15 protein-coding genes are annotated in these 13,644 nt (G+C 68.0%); 5 read left to right on the forward strand and 10 right to left on the reverse strand.

All coding sequences use genetic code 11. The features are described 5' to 3' along the window. Positions 1-108: 108 nt before the first annotated feature. From E6K79_02515 to E6K79_02525, 3 genes are read left to right on the forward strand one after another with little or no spacing between them, the layout of a single operon-like run. Positions 109-546, forward strand: a complete 438-nt coding sequence (locus tag E6K79_02515; GenBank protein ID TMQ66245.1) for a hypothetical protein — start codon at positions 109-111, stop codon at positions 544-546. A gap of 34 nt (positions 547-580) precedes the next feature. Beyond that, on the forward strand, positions 581-2,026 hold the full coding sequence (locus E6K79_02520) for an amino acid decarboxylase (GenBank protein TMQ66246.1): 1,446 nt from the start codon (positions 581-583) through the stop codon (positions 2,024-2,026). After that, complete coding sequence (locus E6K79_02525; protein TMQ66247.1) at positions 2,014-2,904, forward strand: PhzF family phenazine biosynthesis protein; 891 nt, start codon at positions 2,014-2,016, stop codon at positions 2,902-2,904. Before E6K79_02520 ends, E6K79_02525 begins: the two co-directional genes overlap by 13 nt. Here the strand turns inward: E6K79_02525 and E6K79_02530 are convergent. The 4 genes from E6K79_02530 to E6K79_02545 all read right to left on the reverse strand — a co-directional run bounded on the left by E6K79_02530 (position 2,901) and on the right by E6K79_02545 (position 6,628). Next, positions 2,901-3,629, reverse strand: coding sequence for a class I SAM-dependent methyltransferase (locus E6K79_02530; GenBank protein TMQ66248.1), 729 nt, complete (start codon positions 3,627-3,629; stop codon positions 2,901-2,903). The genes E6K79_02525 and E6K79_02530 overlap by 4 nt on opposite strands. Positions 3,630-3,636: 7 nt before the next feature. Beyond that, a complete protein-coding gene (locus E6K79_02535; protein TMQ66249.1) occupies positions 3,637-5,139 on the reverse strand; it encodes a 4Fe-4S binding protein in 1,503 nt (500 codons plus the stop codon). Next, positions 5,028-5,972, reverse strand: coding sequence for an FAD-binding protein (locus E6K79_02540; GenBank protein TMQ66250.1), 945 nt, complete (start codon positions 5,970-5,972; stop codon positions 5,028-5,030). Before E6K79_02540 ends, E6K79_02535 begins: the two co-directional genes overlap by 112 nt. A 56-nt stretch (positions 5,973-6,028) precedes the next feature. Next, on the reverse strand, positions 6,029-6,628 hold the full coding sequence (locus E6K79_02545; GenBank protein ID TMQ66251.1) for a hypothetical protein: 600 nt from the start codon (positions 6,626-6,628) through the stop codon (positions 6,029-6,031). Positions 6,629-6,749: 121 nt separating this feature from the next. On the opposite strand from E6K79_02545, the gene E6K79_02550 reads away from it, so the two are divergent. Together E6K79_02550 and E6K79_02555 are read left to right on the forward strand one after the other, a co-directional pair. Then, positions 6,750-7,358, forward strand: coding sequence for a hypothetical protein (locus E6K79_02550; GenBank protein ID TMQ66252.1), 609 nt, complete (start codon positions 6,750-6,752; stop codon positions 7,356-7,358). A 49-nt stretch (positions 7,359-7,407) separates the two neighbouring features. Next, positions 7,408-7,725 carry a transcriptional regulator gene (locus tag E6K79_02555; GenBank protein TMQ66372.1) on the forward strand — a complete coding sequence of 106 codons (318 nt, stop codon included), beginning with the start codon at positions 7,408-7,410 and terminating at the stop codon, positions 7,723-7,725. A gap of 76 nt (positions 7,726-7,801) precedes the next feature. Here E6K79_02555 and E6K79_02560 read toward each other — a convergent pair whose 3' ends face one another. The 6 genes from E6K79_02560 to E6K79_02585 all read right to left on the reverse strand — a co-directional run bounded on the left by E6K79_02560 (position 7,802) and on the right by E6K79_02585 (position 13,581). Further along, a complete protein-coding gene (locus tag E6K79_02560) occupies positions 7,802-8,644 on the reverse strand; it encodes a hypothetical protein (GenBank protein TMQ66253.1) in 843 nt (280 codons plus the stop codon). Next, positions 8,641-9,426: a hypothetical protein gene (locus tag E6K79_02565; protein TMQ66254.1), complete on the reverse strand. Its 786-nt coding sequence runs from the start codon at positions 9,424-9,426 to the stop codon at positions 8,641-8,643. The genes E6K79_02560 and E6K79_02565 overlap by 4 nt, the downstream gene beginning before the upstream one ends. Positions 9,427-9,555: 129 nt before the next feature. Continuing rightward, positions 9,556-12,039 carry a response regulator gene (locus E6K79_02570; GenBank protein TMQ66255.1) on the reverse strand — a complete coding sequence of 828 codons (2,484 nt, stop codon included), beginning with the start codon at positions 12,037-12,039 and terminating at the stop codon, positions 9,556-9,558. Then, positions 12,039-12,518: a GAF domain-containing protein gene (locus tag E6K79_02575; protein ID TMQ66256.1), complete on the reverse strand. Its 480-nt coding sequence runs from the start codon at positions 12,516-12,518 to the stop codon at positions 12,039-12,041. The genes E6K79_02570 and E6K79_02575 overlap by 1 nt, the downstream gene beginning before the upstream one ends. Positions 12,519-12,671: 153 nt before the next feature. Continuing rightward, the gene (locus E6K79_02580) at positions 12,672-13,088 is read right to left on the reverse strand and encodes a hypothetical protein (GenBank protein TMQ66257.1); all 417 of its coding nucleotides are present in this window, start codon (positions 13,086-13,088) and stop codon (positions 12,672-12,674) included. A 34-nt stretch (positions 13,089-13,122) separates the two neighbouring features. Beyond that, positions 13,123-13,581 carry a DinB family protein gene (locus E6K79_02585; GenBank protein TMQ66258.1) on the reverse strand — a complete coding sequence of 153 codons (459 nt, stop codon included), beginning with the start codon at positions 13,579-13,581 and terminating at the stop codon, positions 13,123-13,125. Positions 13,582-13,644: the final 63 nt, after the last annotated feature.

Consider the following 13,644-nt stretch of genomic DNA (forward strand, 5'->3'; position numbering starts at 1 on the left):
CCGGGGTGGCCGGTGGTATCCTGCGCCGCGGACCGGACGGCGCGACGCCGTCCCGGGGGACTGTGGCGCCCGCGGCGGTACCGCGGGCCGACGACCTAGGAGGTCTCGATGGGCAAGATCGCTTGGGGGCGGGTATTTCTCGGTGGTCTGGTCGCGGGCATTCTCTGGTGGGTCTTTGAAGCTCTCGTGCACGGGATGTTGTGCGGACAGGACTTCATGAACGCCATGACGGCTCTCGGCAAGACGAAGGAGCAGTTGGAGGCGGGGCGCATGCACTTCATGGCGCTCGTCACCCTCTGGTCGCTCCTCGGCGGGATCCTGGGCGTCTGGCTCTACGCGGCGATCCGGCCCCGATTCGGTCCCGGGCCGAAGACGGCGGTGATCGCCGGCATCGCGCTCTGGATGGCGGCATGCCTCCTGCCTTCACTCATCTATTACGCCATGGCCCTCTGGCCTACCAAGCTCACGTCCGTCCCGCTCGCGACGTCCTTCTTCGAGTCGATCATCGCGACCACGGTTGGTGCCTCGCTCTATAAGGAGGCGTAGGCCCGCCAAGGAGGCGTAGGCCCGCCGCGCGCTCATGCTCGACCTCGAAGGCTTCCGCGCCCTCGCGCATCGCGCGGCCGATCTCGCGGCGGACATCATGGAGGGCGTGGCCCGCGGCCCTGTATACCGCCCGATGTCGCCTGAGGAGCGCGGCGCGCTCCTCGACATCCGGCTGCCGGAGCGGGGCCAGCCTCTCGAGGCGGCGCTGGAATTCGCTCGCGAAAAAATCCTCTCCCACCCGATGGGAAACGGTCATCCGCGCTTCTTCGGCTGGGTGAACTCGCCGCCCGCGCCCGCGGGCGTCGCGGCGGAGCTCCTGGCCGCGGCGTTGAACCCGAGCGTCGCGGGGGGCGACCACGCGGCGGTCTACCTGGAGCGCGGGGTCGTGCGCTGGCTGATGGAGCTGGTCGGGTTCCCCGTCGCCGGAAGCATGGGGCTCCTGACGAGCGGCGGCTCGGTCGCGAGCCTCGTCGGGCTGGCCGGCGCGCGGCACAAGGCGGCGCTCGCGGACGGATGGAACGTGCGGGAAGAAGGGCTCCAGGGCGGCCGGCCGCGCCTCATCCTCTATCTCACCGACGAGGGCCATTCCGCCCTGCGAAAGGCGGCGGAGATCCTCGGCCTCGGCTCGGCTTCCGTTCGCACGGTCCCGACGGACGCGGGGCTCCGCATGAACGTGACCTCGCTTCGCGCCGCGATCGCGGCGGATCGCGGGAACGGCCTTCGCCCTTTCTGCGTCGCGGCGAGCGCGGGCACGGTGAACTTGGGCGCGATCGATCCCTTGGCCGAGATCGCCGACGTCTGCGCCAAGGAGAGCCTCTGGCTTCACGTCGACGGCGCCTACGGCGCTTTCGGGGCGGCCTCGCCGGCGCTCGCCCGCCTCTACGACGGAATGGAGCGCGCCGACTCCCTCGCCCTCGATCCCCACAAGTGGCTCTCGGTCCCGATCGAATGCGGCTGCGCGATCGTGCGCGACGGCTCGCTGCTCCGCGATACGTTCAGCCTGGTCCCGCCCTACCTGCGCACCGAAGAGGGCAAGGGATTCGGCGGTCTCCCCTGGTTCTCGGAATACGGTCCGCAGCAAACCCGCGGATTCCGCGCGCTCAAGCTCTGGATGACGATCCACTCGCTGGGCCGCGATGGGGTCGTGGCGCGGGTCGAGCGGCACGTTGCGCTCGCCCGGAGGCTTGCCTCGCGGATCGACGAAGCCTCCGATTTCGAGCGCCTCGCCGACGGGCCGCTCTCGATCGTCTGCTTTCGGTACGCGCCGCCGTCGCTGCGTGGAAAGGATGAACGCTTGAACGAGCTCAACAAGTCCGTGATGGAGCGCATACAGGCGGGAGGCGAGGCGTTCGTCTCGGGCACGACGATCGGCGGCCGGTTCGCGCTCCGGGCCTGCGTGCTCCACGACGACACCACCGAGGCGGACGTCGACGCGCTGGTCGAGATTGCGCGGCGGACGGGTGAAGCGTGCGCGCGATAATCGTGGACGCGTTCACGAGCGCGCCCGGCGCGGGAAATCGCGCCGGGATCATCCCGGACGCGGCACCGCTGCTGGAGAAGGCGATGCAGCGGGCCGCCACGGCGATTGCCGCCGCGGAGACCGCCTTCGTGCTGCCGCCACCGGAGGGCGCCGCCGTTCGGCTCCGCTACTTCACGCCGGCGGCCGAGATCGCCTTCTGCGGCCACGCCACGGTCGCGACGTTCCACTGGCTCGCCGAGACCGGCGCGCTCACGGTGCCGGGACGGCACACGCTCGACTGCCCGGCCGGGAAGCTCGAGATCGAGATCGAGCGCGACTCCGGAGGAGGATGCCGCGTCTGGATGGCCACCCCGCGGCATCCCTTCGAGCCGGGTCCGATCGCGGGCGCCACGCTCATGGGGCTTCTGGGCGGCACCCTCGGCATGCGCGATCAGGGGCTTCCTATCGAGCGCGCAGGGCGGCACCTCTACGTCCCGATCAAGCGGCGCTCCGATCTCTGGAGCCTCACGCCGCAGTGGGACGCGCTCGCGACCGAGGGAGACCGGCACGAGGTGCGGGGCTTCTACGCGTTCACGCGCGACGTCATCGAGCCGGGAAGCCTCGCCCACGGGCGCTACTTCGCGCCGTCGTTCGGAGTTCGTGAGGATCCGGTCACGGGCTCGGCCAGCGGGCCGCTCGCCGAGTACCTCGCGCGCCACGGAATCCTGGTGCTTCCGCCGGGCGGCGGCACGGTCCGCGGCCGTGTCGAGCAGGGAGACGCGATGGGCAAGCCCGGGCGGCCTGAGCTCGAGGTGACGGGGACGCCGGAGCGGATCACCGGCGTGCGGGTCGGCGGCGTGGCGGTGACCGTGCTCGAGGGTCAGCTCCGCCTGGATTAGCCCTCTTTCTTCCCGATCATCCGGAGCCCCGCCGCGGTCAGGTCTCGCTCGCGAACCAGGCGACTCTCCAGCTCGAGGATGCGCCGCGCCACCCGGACGCCCCGGTCCCCTTCCGTGAGACGCCCGGCCAAGCTGCGATAGAGGTACGGCGCCTCTTCCACGGACGTCAGCTCGAAGCGCTCTCGTGCCGCCGCAAGCATCGCGTGCCCCGTCTGGAGCGGCGGATCGTGCGCGTGCTCCTTCCTCCAACGCCCGAGAGGGTTTCCCTCCTCCGTTGCGTTTTCCGCCGGCGGAAGCATTCCCGCGGCCGTGAGCACCGATTCCAGGTCGTAATACCAGCGCGCGGTCGGGAGATTCACGCGGTCGTATGCGTGCTCGTCCGCGATCATGAGGCCCGACGGCTTGAGGAGCGCCCGAGCCCGATCCAGCGCGCCCTCGACCGGCGCCATGTGGTGGAGCGAGTGCGTGAAGAGCACCGCGTCGAAGGTCGCCGCCTCGTCGTAGTAGAGGAAGTCGGCCTCGACCCAGCGGATCCGCTCGGCGCCCGGAGCTGTTGGGCGGCCGCCGGCTTCGTCCAGCGCGGTGACCTCATAGCCGCGCGCGGCGATGGCCAACGCGACCGCTCCCTCGCCCGCGCCGGCTTCCAGGATCCGAAGCGGGGGCGGCGGGAGCGCGCGAGTGAGAAAGGCCAGCGTCTCCTCGAGCGGGATCTCGGCCGGGCTCATCGGACCGTCACGACGCGCTTTCCTCGCGCATCCGCACCGGCGACGCGGGCAGGAGATCGAGCTTGATCGTTCGTCCCGTCCGATCGATCTGGCCGAACGCGAGGACCCCGGTCGGGCAGCTCTGGACGCAGGCGGAGCAGCGGACGCACTCGGGATCGGTCATCGGCACGCCTTTGTTCGCGAAGCTCATGACGTCGATCCCCTGGTGGCAGACCGACGTGCAGACATTGCAGGAGATGCACTTCTTCTTCTCCGCCAGGATCGCGAAGCGGCTGAACCGCGCGTAGATGTGCATGAGGGCCGCGAGCGGGCAGAGGAAGCGGCACCAGAAACGCCCCGAGTACCAGAAGTAGACGCCGTAGCCGACGACGCCCGCGAGGAAGACGTCGACGATCCATTTGTAGTGCGTCTTGAGGACCGGATCGAAGATCCGGTCGGCCCAGTTACCGTCGGGAAGAACCCACCCGATGATCCGGATGATGAGAAGCGCCACCGCCGCGGCGAGCACGACCTGCCCCGCCATGTTGAACCGGTTCCAGCGCGGCCCGTGCGGCATCTTCTGCCGGTGGGTGTCCCCGAGCGTCTCCGCCAGGGCGCCGCAGGAACAGATCCACCCGCAGTAGAAGCCCTTCCCAAAGAAATAGATCCCGAGCGGGATCAGGACGCAGGTCTGGATGAAGCCGATCCCGATCCACCACCAGAGCGGCTCGTGGGTGAAGATGTTGTAGACGTTGAGCGGCCACGCGAGGATCAGCCCGTAGGCGCGCCAATATTCCCGGCCGTGTCCATAGGTCACGACCGGAAAGAGCGCGTCGAGTAGGCCGCGCGGGAGAAGGCCGTTGTGGCCGAGCAGGGGAAGAATCACCTCGGGAAGAAGGAAGAGGGGAAACACCTGCACCGCCATCAAGGTCAAGGTCTGCGCCGTGATATAGGGTGTCTTCCGGCGGCGGATCCTCCGGATGCCGAAGATCACGACGACGAGGGAGTAGGCGACCGTATACCAGAAGGCCGGCCCGGAGGCACTGATCGCGAGGGTTCCAAGCAGGGTGTTGGGATCCGCGGCGGCGGCCGCGATCTCGCCCCCAGCGGCGCGGAGAAGGTCGGGAAGGTTGAACGGAAACCAGTGGTGGGCGGCAAAGAGATTCGACATCGAGCCGCCCGACTTCCAGTTGTAGAGCCAGCCGCAGAAGGCGAGGAAGAGAGCCATCGCGGCCCAGCGCGCGGGGCGCATCTCGCCGGCGATCCGCATCCGGGAGCGGCGGAAGAAATCTAGAGGCGCCTCCCGCCCGATCATGACGAAGACCACGTCGTTGGGGATCGTCTCGACGGCTCCCCCGGGCCCCGCTATTGTCACGTCCCGCTCGCCGATCTCCTGGATTTGGGTCTCGAGGTGCAGTGTCACGCTGCCCGGTGGGTGCGGGCCGGTCGCGAACGGGCCGGAGGCGGTGGTGACGCGCTCGGATGTCGGACGCTCCACCGAAACGTTCGCCATCGGATCGCGCCGGAGCATCTCGAGCTTCTCNNNNGCGAGAATTGGGCCTTCCGGTACGACAGCCTGACGTGCGCCCCCGCCTGCGCGAGCCCGATCGCGGTCTCGAGCGCGGTGTCTCCGCCTCCCACCACCAGCGCCTGCTTCCCCGAGAAATCGCTCGGGTCGTGGAGCCGGTTGTAGACCTTGTCCCGATCTTCCCCGGGAACTCCGAGCTTCCGGAAATCGCCGCTCTGGCCGATCGCGACCAGAACGCGTCGGGCGCGGAGCGGGGCGCCCTCGGCGAGGTGGACGGTGAGAGCGCGAGCCGACGGCTCGATGCGCGTGGCGTTCGCGGCCAGCGGGCGAATCTGTGCGGCCTCCGCCTGGCGGCGGAGCTCGTCGACGAGCGCCTCCTTCACGTCGGCCGACACTTGTAGCTTCCCGGCCGGAGTCATCGACTTGGGATAGGTGTAGATCGGTTTGCCCTTCGGGAAATTGAGAATCGTGGTGAATGGCTCCGTGGACTCGAGGATCGTGTACGTGAGACCAAGTCGCTTGGCTTCGACCGCGGCGGCCATGCCGGAGACGCCGGCGCCGATGATGATGAGATCGAGGAGGGCCGGATCGGCCGGGCGGTTGGTCGGAGCCGCGCGGTCTGGGTTCTCGGAGAGCTCGCGGGCGATCGTCTGCGCGACGCGCGCGCCGGTATCGAGCGAGAACTTGAGGAGCGGGATCCCGGTGAGGTCGCCCGCCACGAATACTCCGGGGACGCTGGTGCTCCCGTCCGCGCGGACTTCCGGCAGGCGCTCCACGGTTCCCGCGGGCCACCGCGTGTGGAGCCACCGGGTGTAGCGGGCGATCAGACCGAGCATGGAGCTTCGACTATACACGCCTCGGCGCGGCCGCGCGCGCCGGGATCAGACGCGCGCTAGGGGCCTGAAGCCTTGGTCTCGTTCCAACGTACGATCGTCCAGAGGGTGTCGGTCGGGGAGGACGGCGCTGGCGTCGTGGGCTTGAACATGAACTCGAAGAACAAGCTCGAGCCGCCGGCCTCGTAGGTGTCGGTCCCTTCCGTGACTCGAACGTTCAAGCTGCTGCCCGCGATCTGGATATCGGCCCACTCGGGGTGCGACGTATCGTTCGACGCGAGGCGGGTCCAGCTCGCCGAGGGACCCAGACTCATGTAAGCGGACGTGATCGTCGACCAGCTCGCCAGCTTGGCGACGTGAGCCACCTCATCGGCGTAGGTCAGCGTGATGGGCGCGGTCCCCGGCGGATCGTTCTGGTCCCGGGATATCCCCACGTAGCTCGGGTCATACAGCGCCTTGTACTCCACGCTGTCCCTGTGCGAGTAGGCTTCCTCAAGCGCGGAGAGCACGTTTTGGGGGGTGCTGAGGACAGGATACGGGTCGCTAAAGACTACGCCGTTTTCGGTGGGCTTGACCGAGTCCTTCCCGCACCCCGACAAGACCATCGCGGCCAGAATTGCCGGTGCCAGGCTGAATCGCGCGAATCGGAGAGCCCGCATCAAACGCCTCCCGAGGAAATGCCCCCGTTCCGGCCCCAAGTCTACACGTGGCGAGCCGATCGCGTAGGCTTTCTAATGCAAAGTACTTGACCCCAACCCCCCTCCGGCGGATGCTCACTCCATGTCCCACCCCCCGCGATCGACCCGGCCCGGGCCGGACGACCTGGAAGAGAAGGCGCTCGAGAGCATCCGCTTCATCCGCGGAGCGATGGAGCGGGCTGGATCGTTCACCGCGGTGCCCGGATGGGGCGGCGTCGCGATGGGCGTCGTCGCGCTCGTGGGCGGCTGGGTCGCGGGCCGTGCCACGAACCCCCACGCCTGGATGCGAGATTGGCTCGCGAGCGCGGCGGTCGCGTTCATCTTCGGCTGCCTGGGCATCGCGTGGAAGTCGCTCCGCGTCGAGACGCCCCTGGTCCGCGGGCCCGCCCTCCGGTTTCTTCTCACACTCGCCGCCCCGCTCGCCGCCGGCGCGGTCCTGACTGTCACGCTCGCGCGGACGGGCCGGTACGACCTCCTCCCCGGAGTGTGGCTCCTCCTCTACGGCACGGCCGTCGCGACCGGGGGCGCCTCGTCGGTGCGGATCGTCCCGATTCTCGGCGTCTGCCTCATGCTCCTTGGAGTCGTCGCGCTCGCTGCCCCGGCGTCGTGGGGGAATCCTGTCCTGATGGTCGGCTTCGGGGTGCTCCAGATCGGGTTCGGATTGACGATCGCGCGGAGGCACGGTGGCTGACCGCTCTCGCGCCGCGCGCTCGGGCCAATCCAAGTCCCCACTCCCTACAGTGAAGCGAGCGCCCACCAAGCTTCCCGATCTCGACCGGTTGATCCACGAGCGGGTCCGGCTCGGCATCGTGAGCGCGCTCGCCGCGAACGAGCCGCTCAGCTTCGCGGACCTGAAGCGCCTTCTCGAGGCGACCGACGGCAACCTATCCGTCCATGCCCGAAAGCTCGAGGAAGCGGGCTATATCGCCTGCGCGAAGCGATTCGAGGGGAGAGTGCCGCGAACGGAGTTCCGTCTCACGCGTACGGGCCGCGATGCCCTCACGCGCTACCTGTCGCACCTGGACGCGCTGGTTCGCTGGGCGAGGAAGGGGCCGTGATGGCCCGTGGCACGGAAGGATCAGGTTCGTGCTGAAACAGGGGGAGTAGCGCGCCGGCGCCCGCCGGCGGCGTGAGTTACTTCTTCGCGGTCTTCTTGGTTTTCGTGGGCTTCAGCGACTTCCCGTTCTTCGCCACCGTGGCCGCCTTGCTCTCCGCCGCCAGGCGCTCCCAATCGTCCGGCGTCACTTGGGCTACGACCTCGAAGGCCCCCTCGCCGAGCGGCTTCACGACAAGGGCGTCGCCCTCGTGCAGCTGGTCGCGCCGAAGTCCCTTGACGATCGGGATGAGGAGATCCTGGTGAGTGACCAGGACTATGTCTTTCCCCTCCTCCGGCTTCGAGCCGAGAAGGGCGATGCGCATCGCGCGGTACTCTGACCCGCGGCGGACGAGCTCGGGCACCGCCTGGTGGTGCCCGAAGGCGATCTGGGCCGTGTCGCGGCAGCGCCACATCGGGCTTGAGAGCACCGTGCCTATCGGAATGCCAAGGTCAGCGATCGCCTTCCCGATGCGGGCTGCCTGAGCCTCTCCCTCCTTGTCGAGATTGCGCTGGGTGGAGCGGTCGTCGAAATTCCCTCCGCGTAGGTCACGGTCGGTGACCGCGTGGTTGGTGATCGAGTGGCGAAACACGATCACGTAACCGCCCGAGCGGAGGCGCGTCACCAGCGTTGAGTCGAGATGCGGGAATTCCTTGGCTCGCACAGAGTCGGCGGCCGTGTCGCCTGCGGCGCCCGCCGAGGCCGCCGCGGATGAATCGGCGGCTGCCGCGGACGAATCGGCGACTGCGGCGGATGAATCGGAGGCGGCACCGAGGGAATCCGGAGCCGTCGCGGACGCCAGCCCGGGGAGGAACGCCGCGGCAACCAGCGCGATCGCCAGGACCAAGAACGGGAGCCACGCTGGCCTCAGTGCTCGAATCAAGCGACGCCTTCCCTTGCCGGGACCTTCACGCTGCCCCCGATCGGATCGCGCGCCGCGCGCCGGGATATGAGGAAGAAGAGCGCGAGCGGCGCCCCGTAGCTGCCGCCCCTCTCGATGAACTCCCAGAATGGAGCGCCGGAAACCGGATAAAGCATCTCGGTAGCGACCTTCCAGGCGAAGATGAAGAGAAGCAGCGCGGGGAGCGGCGCCACGAGAACCGCCGCGCCGAGAAACATGTCGAACCAGCCGATCCCCGAAACGAGCGTCCCCAATCCGCCCGGCACTCCGGACAGGCCGACCGACGCGTACTGATCCGCGAGCATTTGCTTGTGCATGAATGCGCCGTATCCGCCGTGACCGATCAGGAGGAGTCCCGTCGTGATCCGCAGGACGATCGCGACGTGGGCCATCCGCGCCTGATTCGGCTCGATCGAGGGACGCGGCAGGATCGGCTCGAACCACTCTCGCCAAGACCGGGCCCAGCCGCTCATGACCAGAAACGCCAGCGGAATCCCATAGTTCCCCGCGCGCTCGATCACCTCCCAGTACCCCTGCCCCGCCATGGGCCGGAGAAGGGACGTGAAAAGGGCCCACACGCTCATCCAGGCCAGAACGATGCGGCAGGGACTCAGGAGGACGAAAATCGCCATCGTGATGTCGCTGGTCCCGATGATCGGCATCAGCCGGAAGGCCGTCGCCTCGTTAATGCCGAGCGCTTGGAAGAACGGGACCCAGCCAGGCTTGGTGATAATCCCGAACGCGCCGTGCCCGATGAAACACATGGCGGCCGCGATGCGCAGGATCCAATGGGCGGCGGGAGTGTAGGAGGCGGGACGATTTACATCTAGCACCACCTGATCGTAGCAGAAATCTTCAACGTTTTCAATGACTTGCGGGACCGGAGCCCCCCCCTAGGAGCCGTCTGGGACGGGGGCGGCGCCAACCCCTGGCCCATCCAGCACCTCGCGGACCTTTTTGGCGAGGTTCTCGAGCGTGAAGGGCTTCTGCAAGAAGGCGACCTTGGCGTCGCGAACGCCCCGACGCACCATGGTGTCGTCGGTGTAGCCGGAGATGAAGAGAACCCGGATTCCCGGCCTCTCGACGCCGAGGCGCTCGGCCAGGTCCCGCCCGCTCATCCCCGGCATGACGACGTCCGAGAGGAGCAGGTGGATGGGTCCCTGGTGAGTCATGGCCAACTGCAGCCCCTTCACGCCGTCTTCCGCCTCGAGCACGTTGTAGCCCTCCATCTCGAGCACCTCGCGGGCGACCGAGCGCACTCCCGCCTCGTCTTCGACCAGGAGGATAGTCTCGGCGCCCCCGCCGAGCCCGGGCGCGACGGCTCCGCTCGAGGCCGTCGATCCGTCGAGGCTCGGAATGTAGACGGTGAACGTCGCTCCCTTGCGGGCCTCGCTCGAGACCGTGATCGAGCCCCCGCCCTGCTTGACGATCCCGTAGGCGGTCGAGAGTCCGAGGCCGGTTCCCTTCCCGCGCTCCTTGGTCGTGAAGAACGGCTCGAAGATCCGGCCCTTGGTGTCCGAATCCATCCCGAGGCCGGTGTCCTGGACGGTCAGGGCGCAGAACGGGCCCGGCGCCGCGGTGCCCAGCTCCCGCGCCATCGATCCGCCGACGGCGACGTGCGCGACGGAGATGCGGAGGCTCCCTCCGTTCGGCATGGCGTCGCGCGAGTTCGCGACCAGGTTCAGCATCACCTGCTCGATCTGGCCCCGATCGGCGCGAACCAGAGCGCTCTCCGGTGCGCGCGCGCAGACCAGGTCGATGTCGTCACGGAGGAACCCACGGAACATCCCCTCCAGCTCCGCCACCACTGTGTTCAGGTCGATAACCTCGGGCGACACGACTTCATTCCGGCTGAACGTGAGCAGCTGCCGCGTGAGGAAAACACCTCGCTTGCTCGCGGCGTGGATTTCCGCACCGATCCGCGCGGCCGGCGACCGGGGGTCCGCATCCTTCACAAGGAGTCCCGCCTGCGCCATGATCACGCTCAGGAGATTGTTGAAATCGTGCGCGACGCCGCCGGCGAGCACGCCGATCGCTTCCATCTTCTGTGCATGGCGGAGCTGCTCTTCGCTCCGGCGGAGCGCGGCCTCGCTCTCCAAAAGCGCCCGCTGCGCGCGGCGGCGATCCGAGATGTCCGTCGCCACGCCGATCACGCCCTGGACGTCACCGCGTCCGTCGCGGATCGGCGCGTAGCGCGCTTCGAACGCCACCTCCCCGATCTCGATCTCCGCGGAGAATTCCTCGCCCCCAAGCGCCCGTCGGACGTTCTGGGCCAGATCGGGGTAGTCGGCATAGACCGCGTAGATCGACTTGCCGACCGACTCCCCTGATTTCCTGCCGAGCGCCGAGAGCCCCCGCCCTTCGGAGAAGGTGATGATGCCTTGCGGGTCGATCGCGAAGAGGACGATCGGCGCGCCCGAAATCACCGTCCGGAGCCGCTCCTCCGACTTGCGGAGTCCCGCCAGCCCGGTCAGATCCTGGATCATCACCATGATCTCGTCGGCGCCGCCGCTCGGGCCCAGGATCGGAAGCGCGGTGAGGTAGAGGAGCCCCTCGGTCCCGCGCACGTTCGCGCGGAGCTCGTGGTGGATGACCTGCGCGTGCTCGAGGGCCGCCGACACGGGACAGTCTTCGCATTTCTCGCGAAGGCGCGAGCAGACGTCGCTGCAGCTCTTTCCCACCCAGCTCGACCCCGCGCCGTCGGGCGGGTAGAGAACGGTCATGGCGCGGTTGTTCCAGCGAATGATCTTCGCGCCGTCGGTGACGTAGACGAACGTGTCGGTTTGATTCACGAAGGCGGCGAACTTCTGGCGCTCCCGGTCGAGGACCCGGAGATGATTGTCGAGCGTCTTGAACCAGCTCTGGTCGCGTTCGCGCTGGGCGCGGTAGCGGACAGCCTCCTCGTGGGAAGCGGCCTTGTGCGCCAGCACCGAGGTGACCGCCTCGATCAAGCGATCGCGGTCCACGCCCTTCTGGCCCTGCTCGCCTGGATCCGAGAAGCAGACCGCGCCGAGAACACGCCCTCCCGTCCGAAGTGGGTGCGCGCACGGCTGGATCAGCCGCTCGCCGACCACCACGGGCGCGGGCGTGACCACCAATCCGGCGCGCACCGCCTCTAGGGCCGTGGCCTTGAACGTGGCGCGGATGCGCTCGCGAACTTCGGGGACCTTGGAATGCCAGTACTCGCGGAGCGGCTCCTCACCGTCCGCGAGGAAGACCGCAGCCTGCTCGCTCGAGAGGACGTGCGCGAGGAGTCCGGCGCCCACGGTCATGGACTCCTTTAGCGTGCCGGATCCGAAGACGCCGGCGAGCGCCTCGAGGAGGACCCGCGTGTCTTGGGCGCCGTCGGGCGGTCGCGGTGGCTCGGGTGACTGCATTATTCGTCCAGGGGCGCGCGGCCGCGCGCCTCGTACGCCTTCGCCAGCCAGTCCGCCACGCGCTGGACCATCGCAACGGCGTCGTCGTTGAAGGCGCCGACCTGGTGGCTGTCGATGTCGATCTGGGCGTGTATCCGATCGCCGGTGCGGATCAGCACGACGAGCTCGGACCGCGTCTCGGCACTGCAGGCCAGGTAGTTCGAGATCTCCCGAACGTCGGGGATGTTCAGATTTCGTTTCTCGGCGACCGCGGTGCCGCAGACGCCGTTTCCGACGCCGATGAAGACGTGGTCCGTGGGAGAGCCGACGTAGGGGCCGAGGCGAAGGACATTGTCCGAGAAGAGCTCGTAGATGCCGGTCCAGTGGAACCGGGGATCCATGCGGCTCAGCTCCTGGACCGCGGTCTCGAGAAGACGATCGAAGTCCGCGCCGCTCGCGGAGAGTTCACGTAGGTGGGCCAGAAGCTGATCGACCGTCATCGGGAGAGAGATCGGCCAATTCGGTCTCTCTCTTTAGCTTAGGGAGATTTCGCCAGGGGCATGAATCCAGCCGTCCGGGCGCACGGAGGCGGCCTCTATCTGATTGAAGCGACTATCGTTCCGGGGGTTAGGGGCGCCTCGTGGCGCCCAAAATCATCTGGCTTTGAGTGCCCTCGCCGCTCGCGCGTAGTCCTTCGGCTTCACCCAGACGATCATCCCGTAGCGATTCCCGCCCGCTGCGAGAGCGGCGGCGGCGGTCACGCCGATGCGCGCGTCGGCCAGGCGGGCGAAGTGCCGATTCACCGCGCCGGATTTGTCCGAGCCCTGGACGAGGAACGCCTTCTTGGGCCGGCTGACTCGCCACCCGTTCCGGCGCGCCACGCTCCGGATCTTGGAGAGGTTCTGGGCAACGAAGTCCAGCTGGGCTTTCCCCTTCCTGCCCGGGAACCCGACGTGGGCGAGGAGATTCACCCCGCCCTCGCGAATCGCGGTGAAGACCTTCGCGCCCTGCCCCGGGCGGTTCGGTACCATCAGGTAGCAGTAGTTGACCTTCTTCACACTGTCGGACATCGGAGACCTCCTTACGGATCGTGGCCGGGACGGATCAGCCTTTCTTCAAGATCGCGATCTGCCCCGCGTGGTAGAGCTCATGGTGCACGGCTCCGTGGACCAATCGGAACATCTTGTACTTCTTCTTGGGGCCGTAGCCCGCATCGAGCCGAGCGGGCTTGAGCTTCGCGATCTGCCGATTGAGCTTCTGGTGGGTTGATTTCATCAACGCGACGGCCCGCTTCCAGGCGGCGGGGCTCACGTCTCGCACATCGGGCCAGTTCTCCTCGTCCGACAGGTCGATCGGATGGCCGGTCAAGCGGCCCAGGACCACGCGGTCCCACGCCTCGATGTGGAGCACGATCTCCCAGATGGAATGCGCCGTCCGAATCGGCCGCGCCGCCGCGCGCTTCGCCGTGACGCCCCTGAGAACCTCGAACAGTGCGGGCCCGTGCCACGCTCCCCCCTCGAGCGCGCGCCGGTGCTGTTCGGCCAAATGCTTGACCTCATTCATTCGTGTATCCTAACCCTCCACCGAAGTCCGCGTCCAGATTCGGACAGCCAATATCTCTGGAGG

The sequence above is a fragment of the Candidatus Eisenbacteria bacterium genome (assembly GCA_005893305.1).
Taxonomy (GTDB): domain Bacteria; phylum Eisenbacteria; class RBG-16-71-46; order SZUA-252; family SZUA-252; genus WS-9.

Bases quoted from the DNA above. Each gene is read 5' to 3' on its own strand.
- E6K79_02585 (TMQ66258.1), bottom strand. From the start codon at position 13,581: ATGAATGAGGTCAAGCATTTGGCCGAACAGCACCGGCGCGCGCTCGAG.
- E6K79_02580 (TMQ66257.1), bottom strand. From the start codon at position 13,088: ATGTCCGACAGTGTGAAGAAGGTCAACTACTGCTACCTGATGGTACCG.
- E6K79_02535 (TMQ66249.1), bottom strand. From the start codon at position 5,139: ATGCTCCGGCGCGATCCGATGGCGAACGTTTCGGTGGAGCGTCCGACA.
- E6K79_02575 (TMQ66256.1), bottom strand. From the start codon at position 12,518: ATGACGGTCGATCAGCTTCTGGCCCACCTACGTGAACTCTCCGCGAGC.
- E6K79_02530 (TMQ66248.1), bottom strand. From the start codon at position 3,629: ATGAGCCCGGCCGAGATCCCGCTCGAGGAGACGCTGGCCTTTCTCACT.
- E6K79_02570 (TMQ66255.1), bottom strand. From the start codon at position 12,039: ATGCAGTCACCCGAGCCACCGCGACCGCCCGACGGCGCCCAAGACACG.
- E6K79_02545 (TMQ66251.1), bottom strand. From the start codon at position 6,628: ATGCGGGCTCTCCGATTCGCGCGATTCAGCCTGGCACCGGCAATTCTG.
- E6K79_02515 (TMQ66245.1), top strand. From the start codon at position 109: ATGGGCAAGATCGCTTGGGGGCGGGTATTTCTCGGTGGTCTGGTCGCG.
- E6K79_02550 (TMQ66252.1), top strand. From the start codon at position 6,750: ATGTCCCACCCCCCGCGATCGACCCGGCCCGGGCCGGACGACCTGGAA.
- E6K79_02565 (TMQ66254.1), bottom strand. From the start codon at position 9,426: ATGTGTTTCATCGGGCACGGCGCGTTCGGGATTATCACCAAGCCTGGC.
- E6K79_02520 (TMQ66246.1), top strand. From the start codon at position 581: ATGCTCGACCTCGAAGGCTTCCGCGCCCTCGCGCATCGCGCGGCCGAT.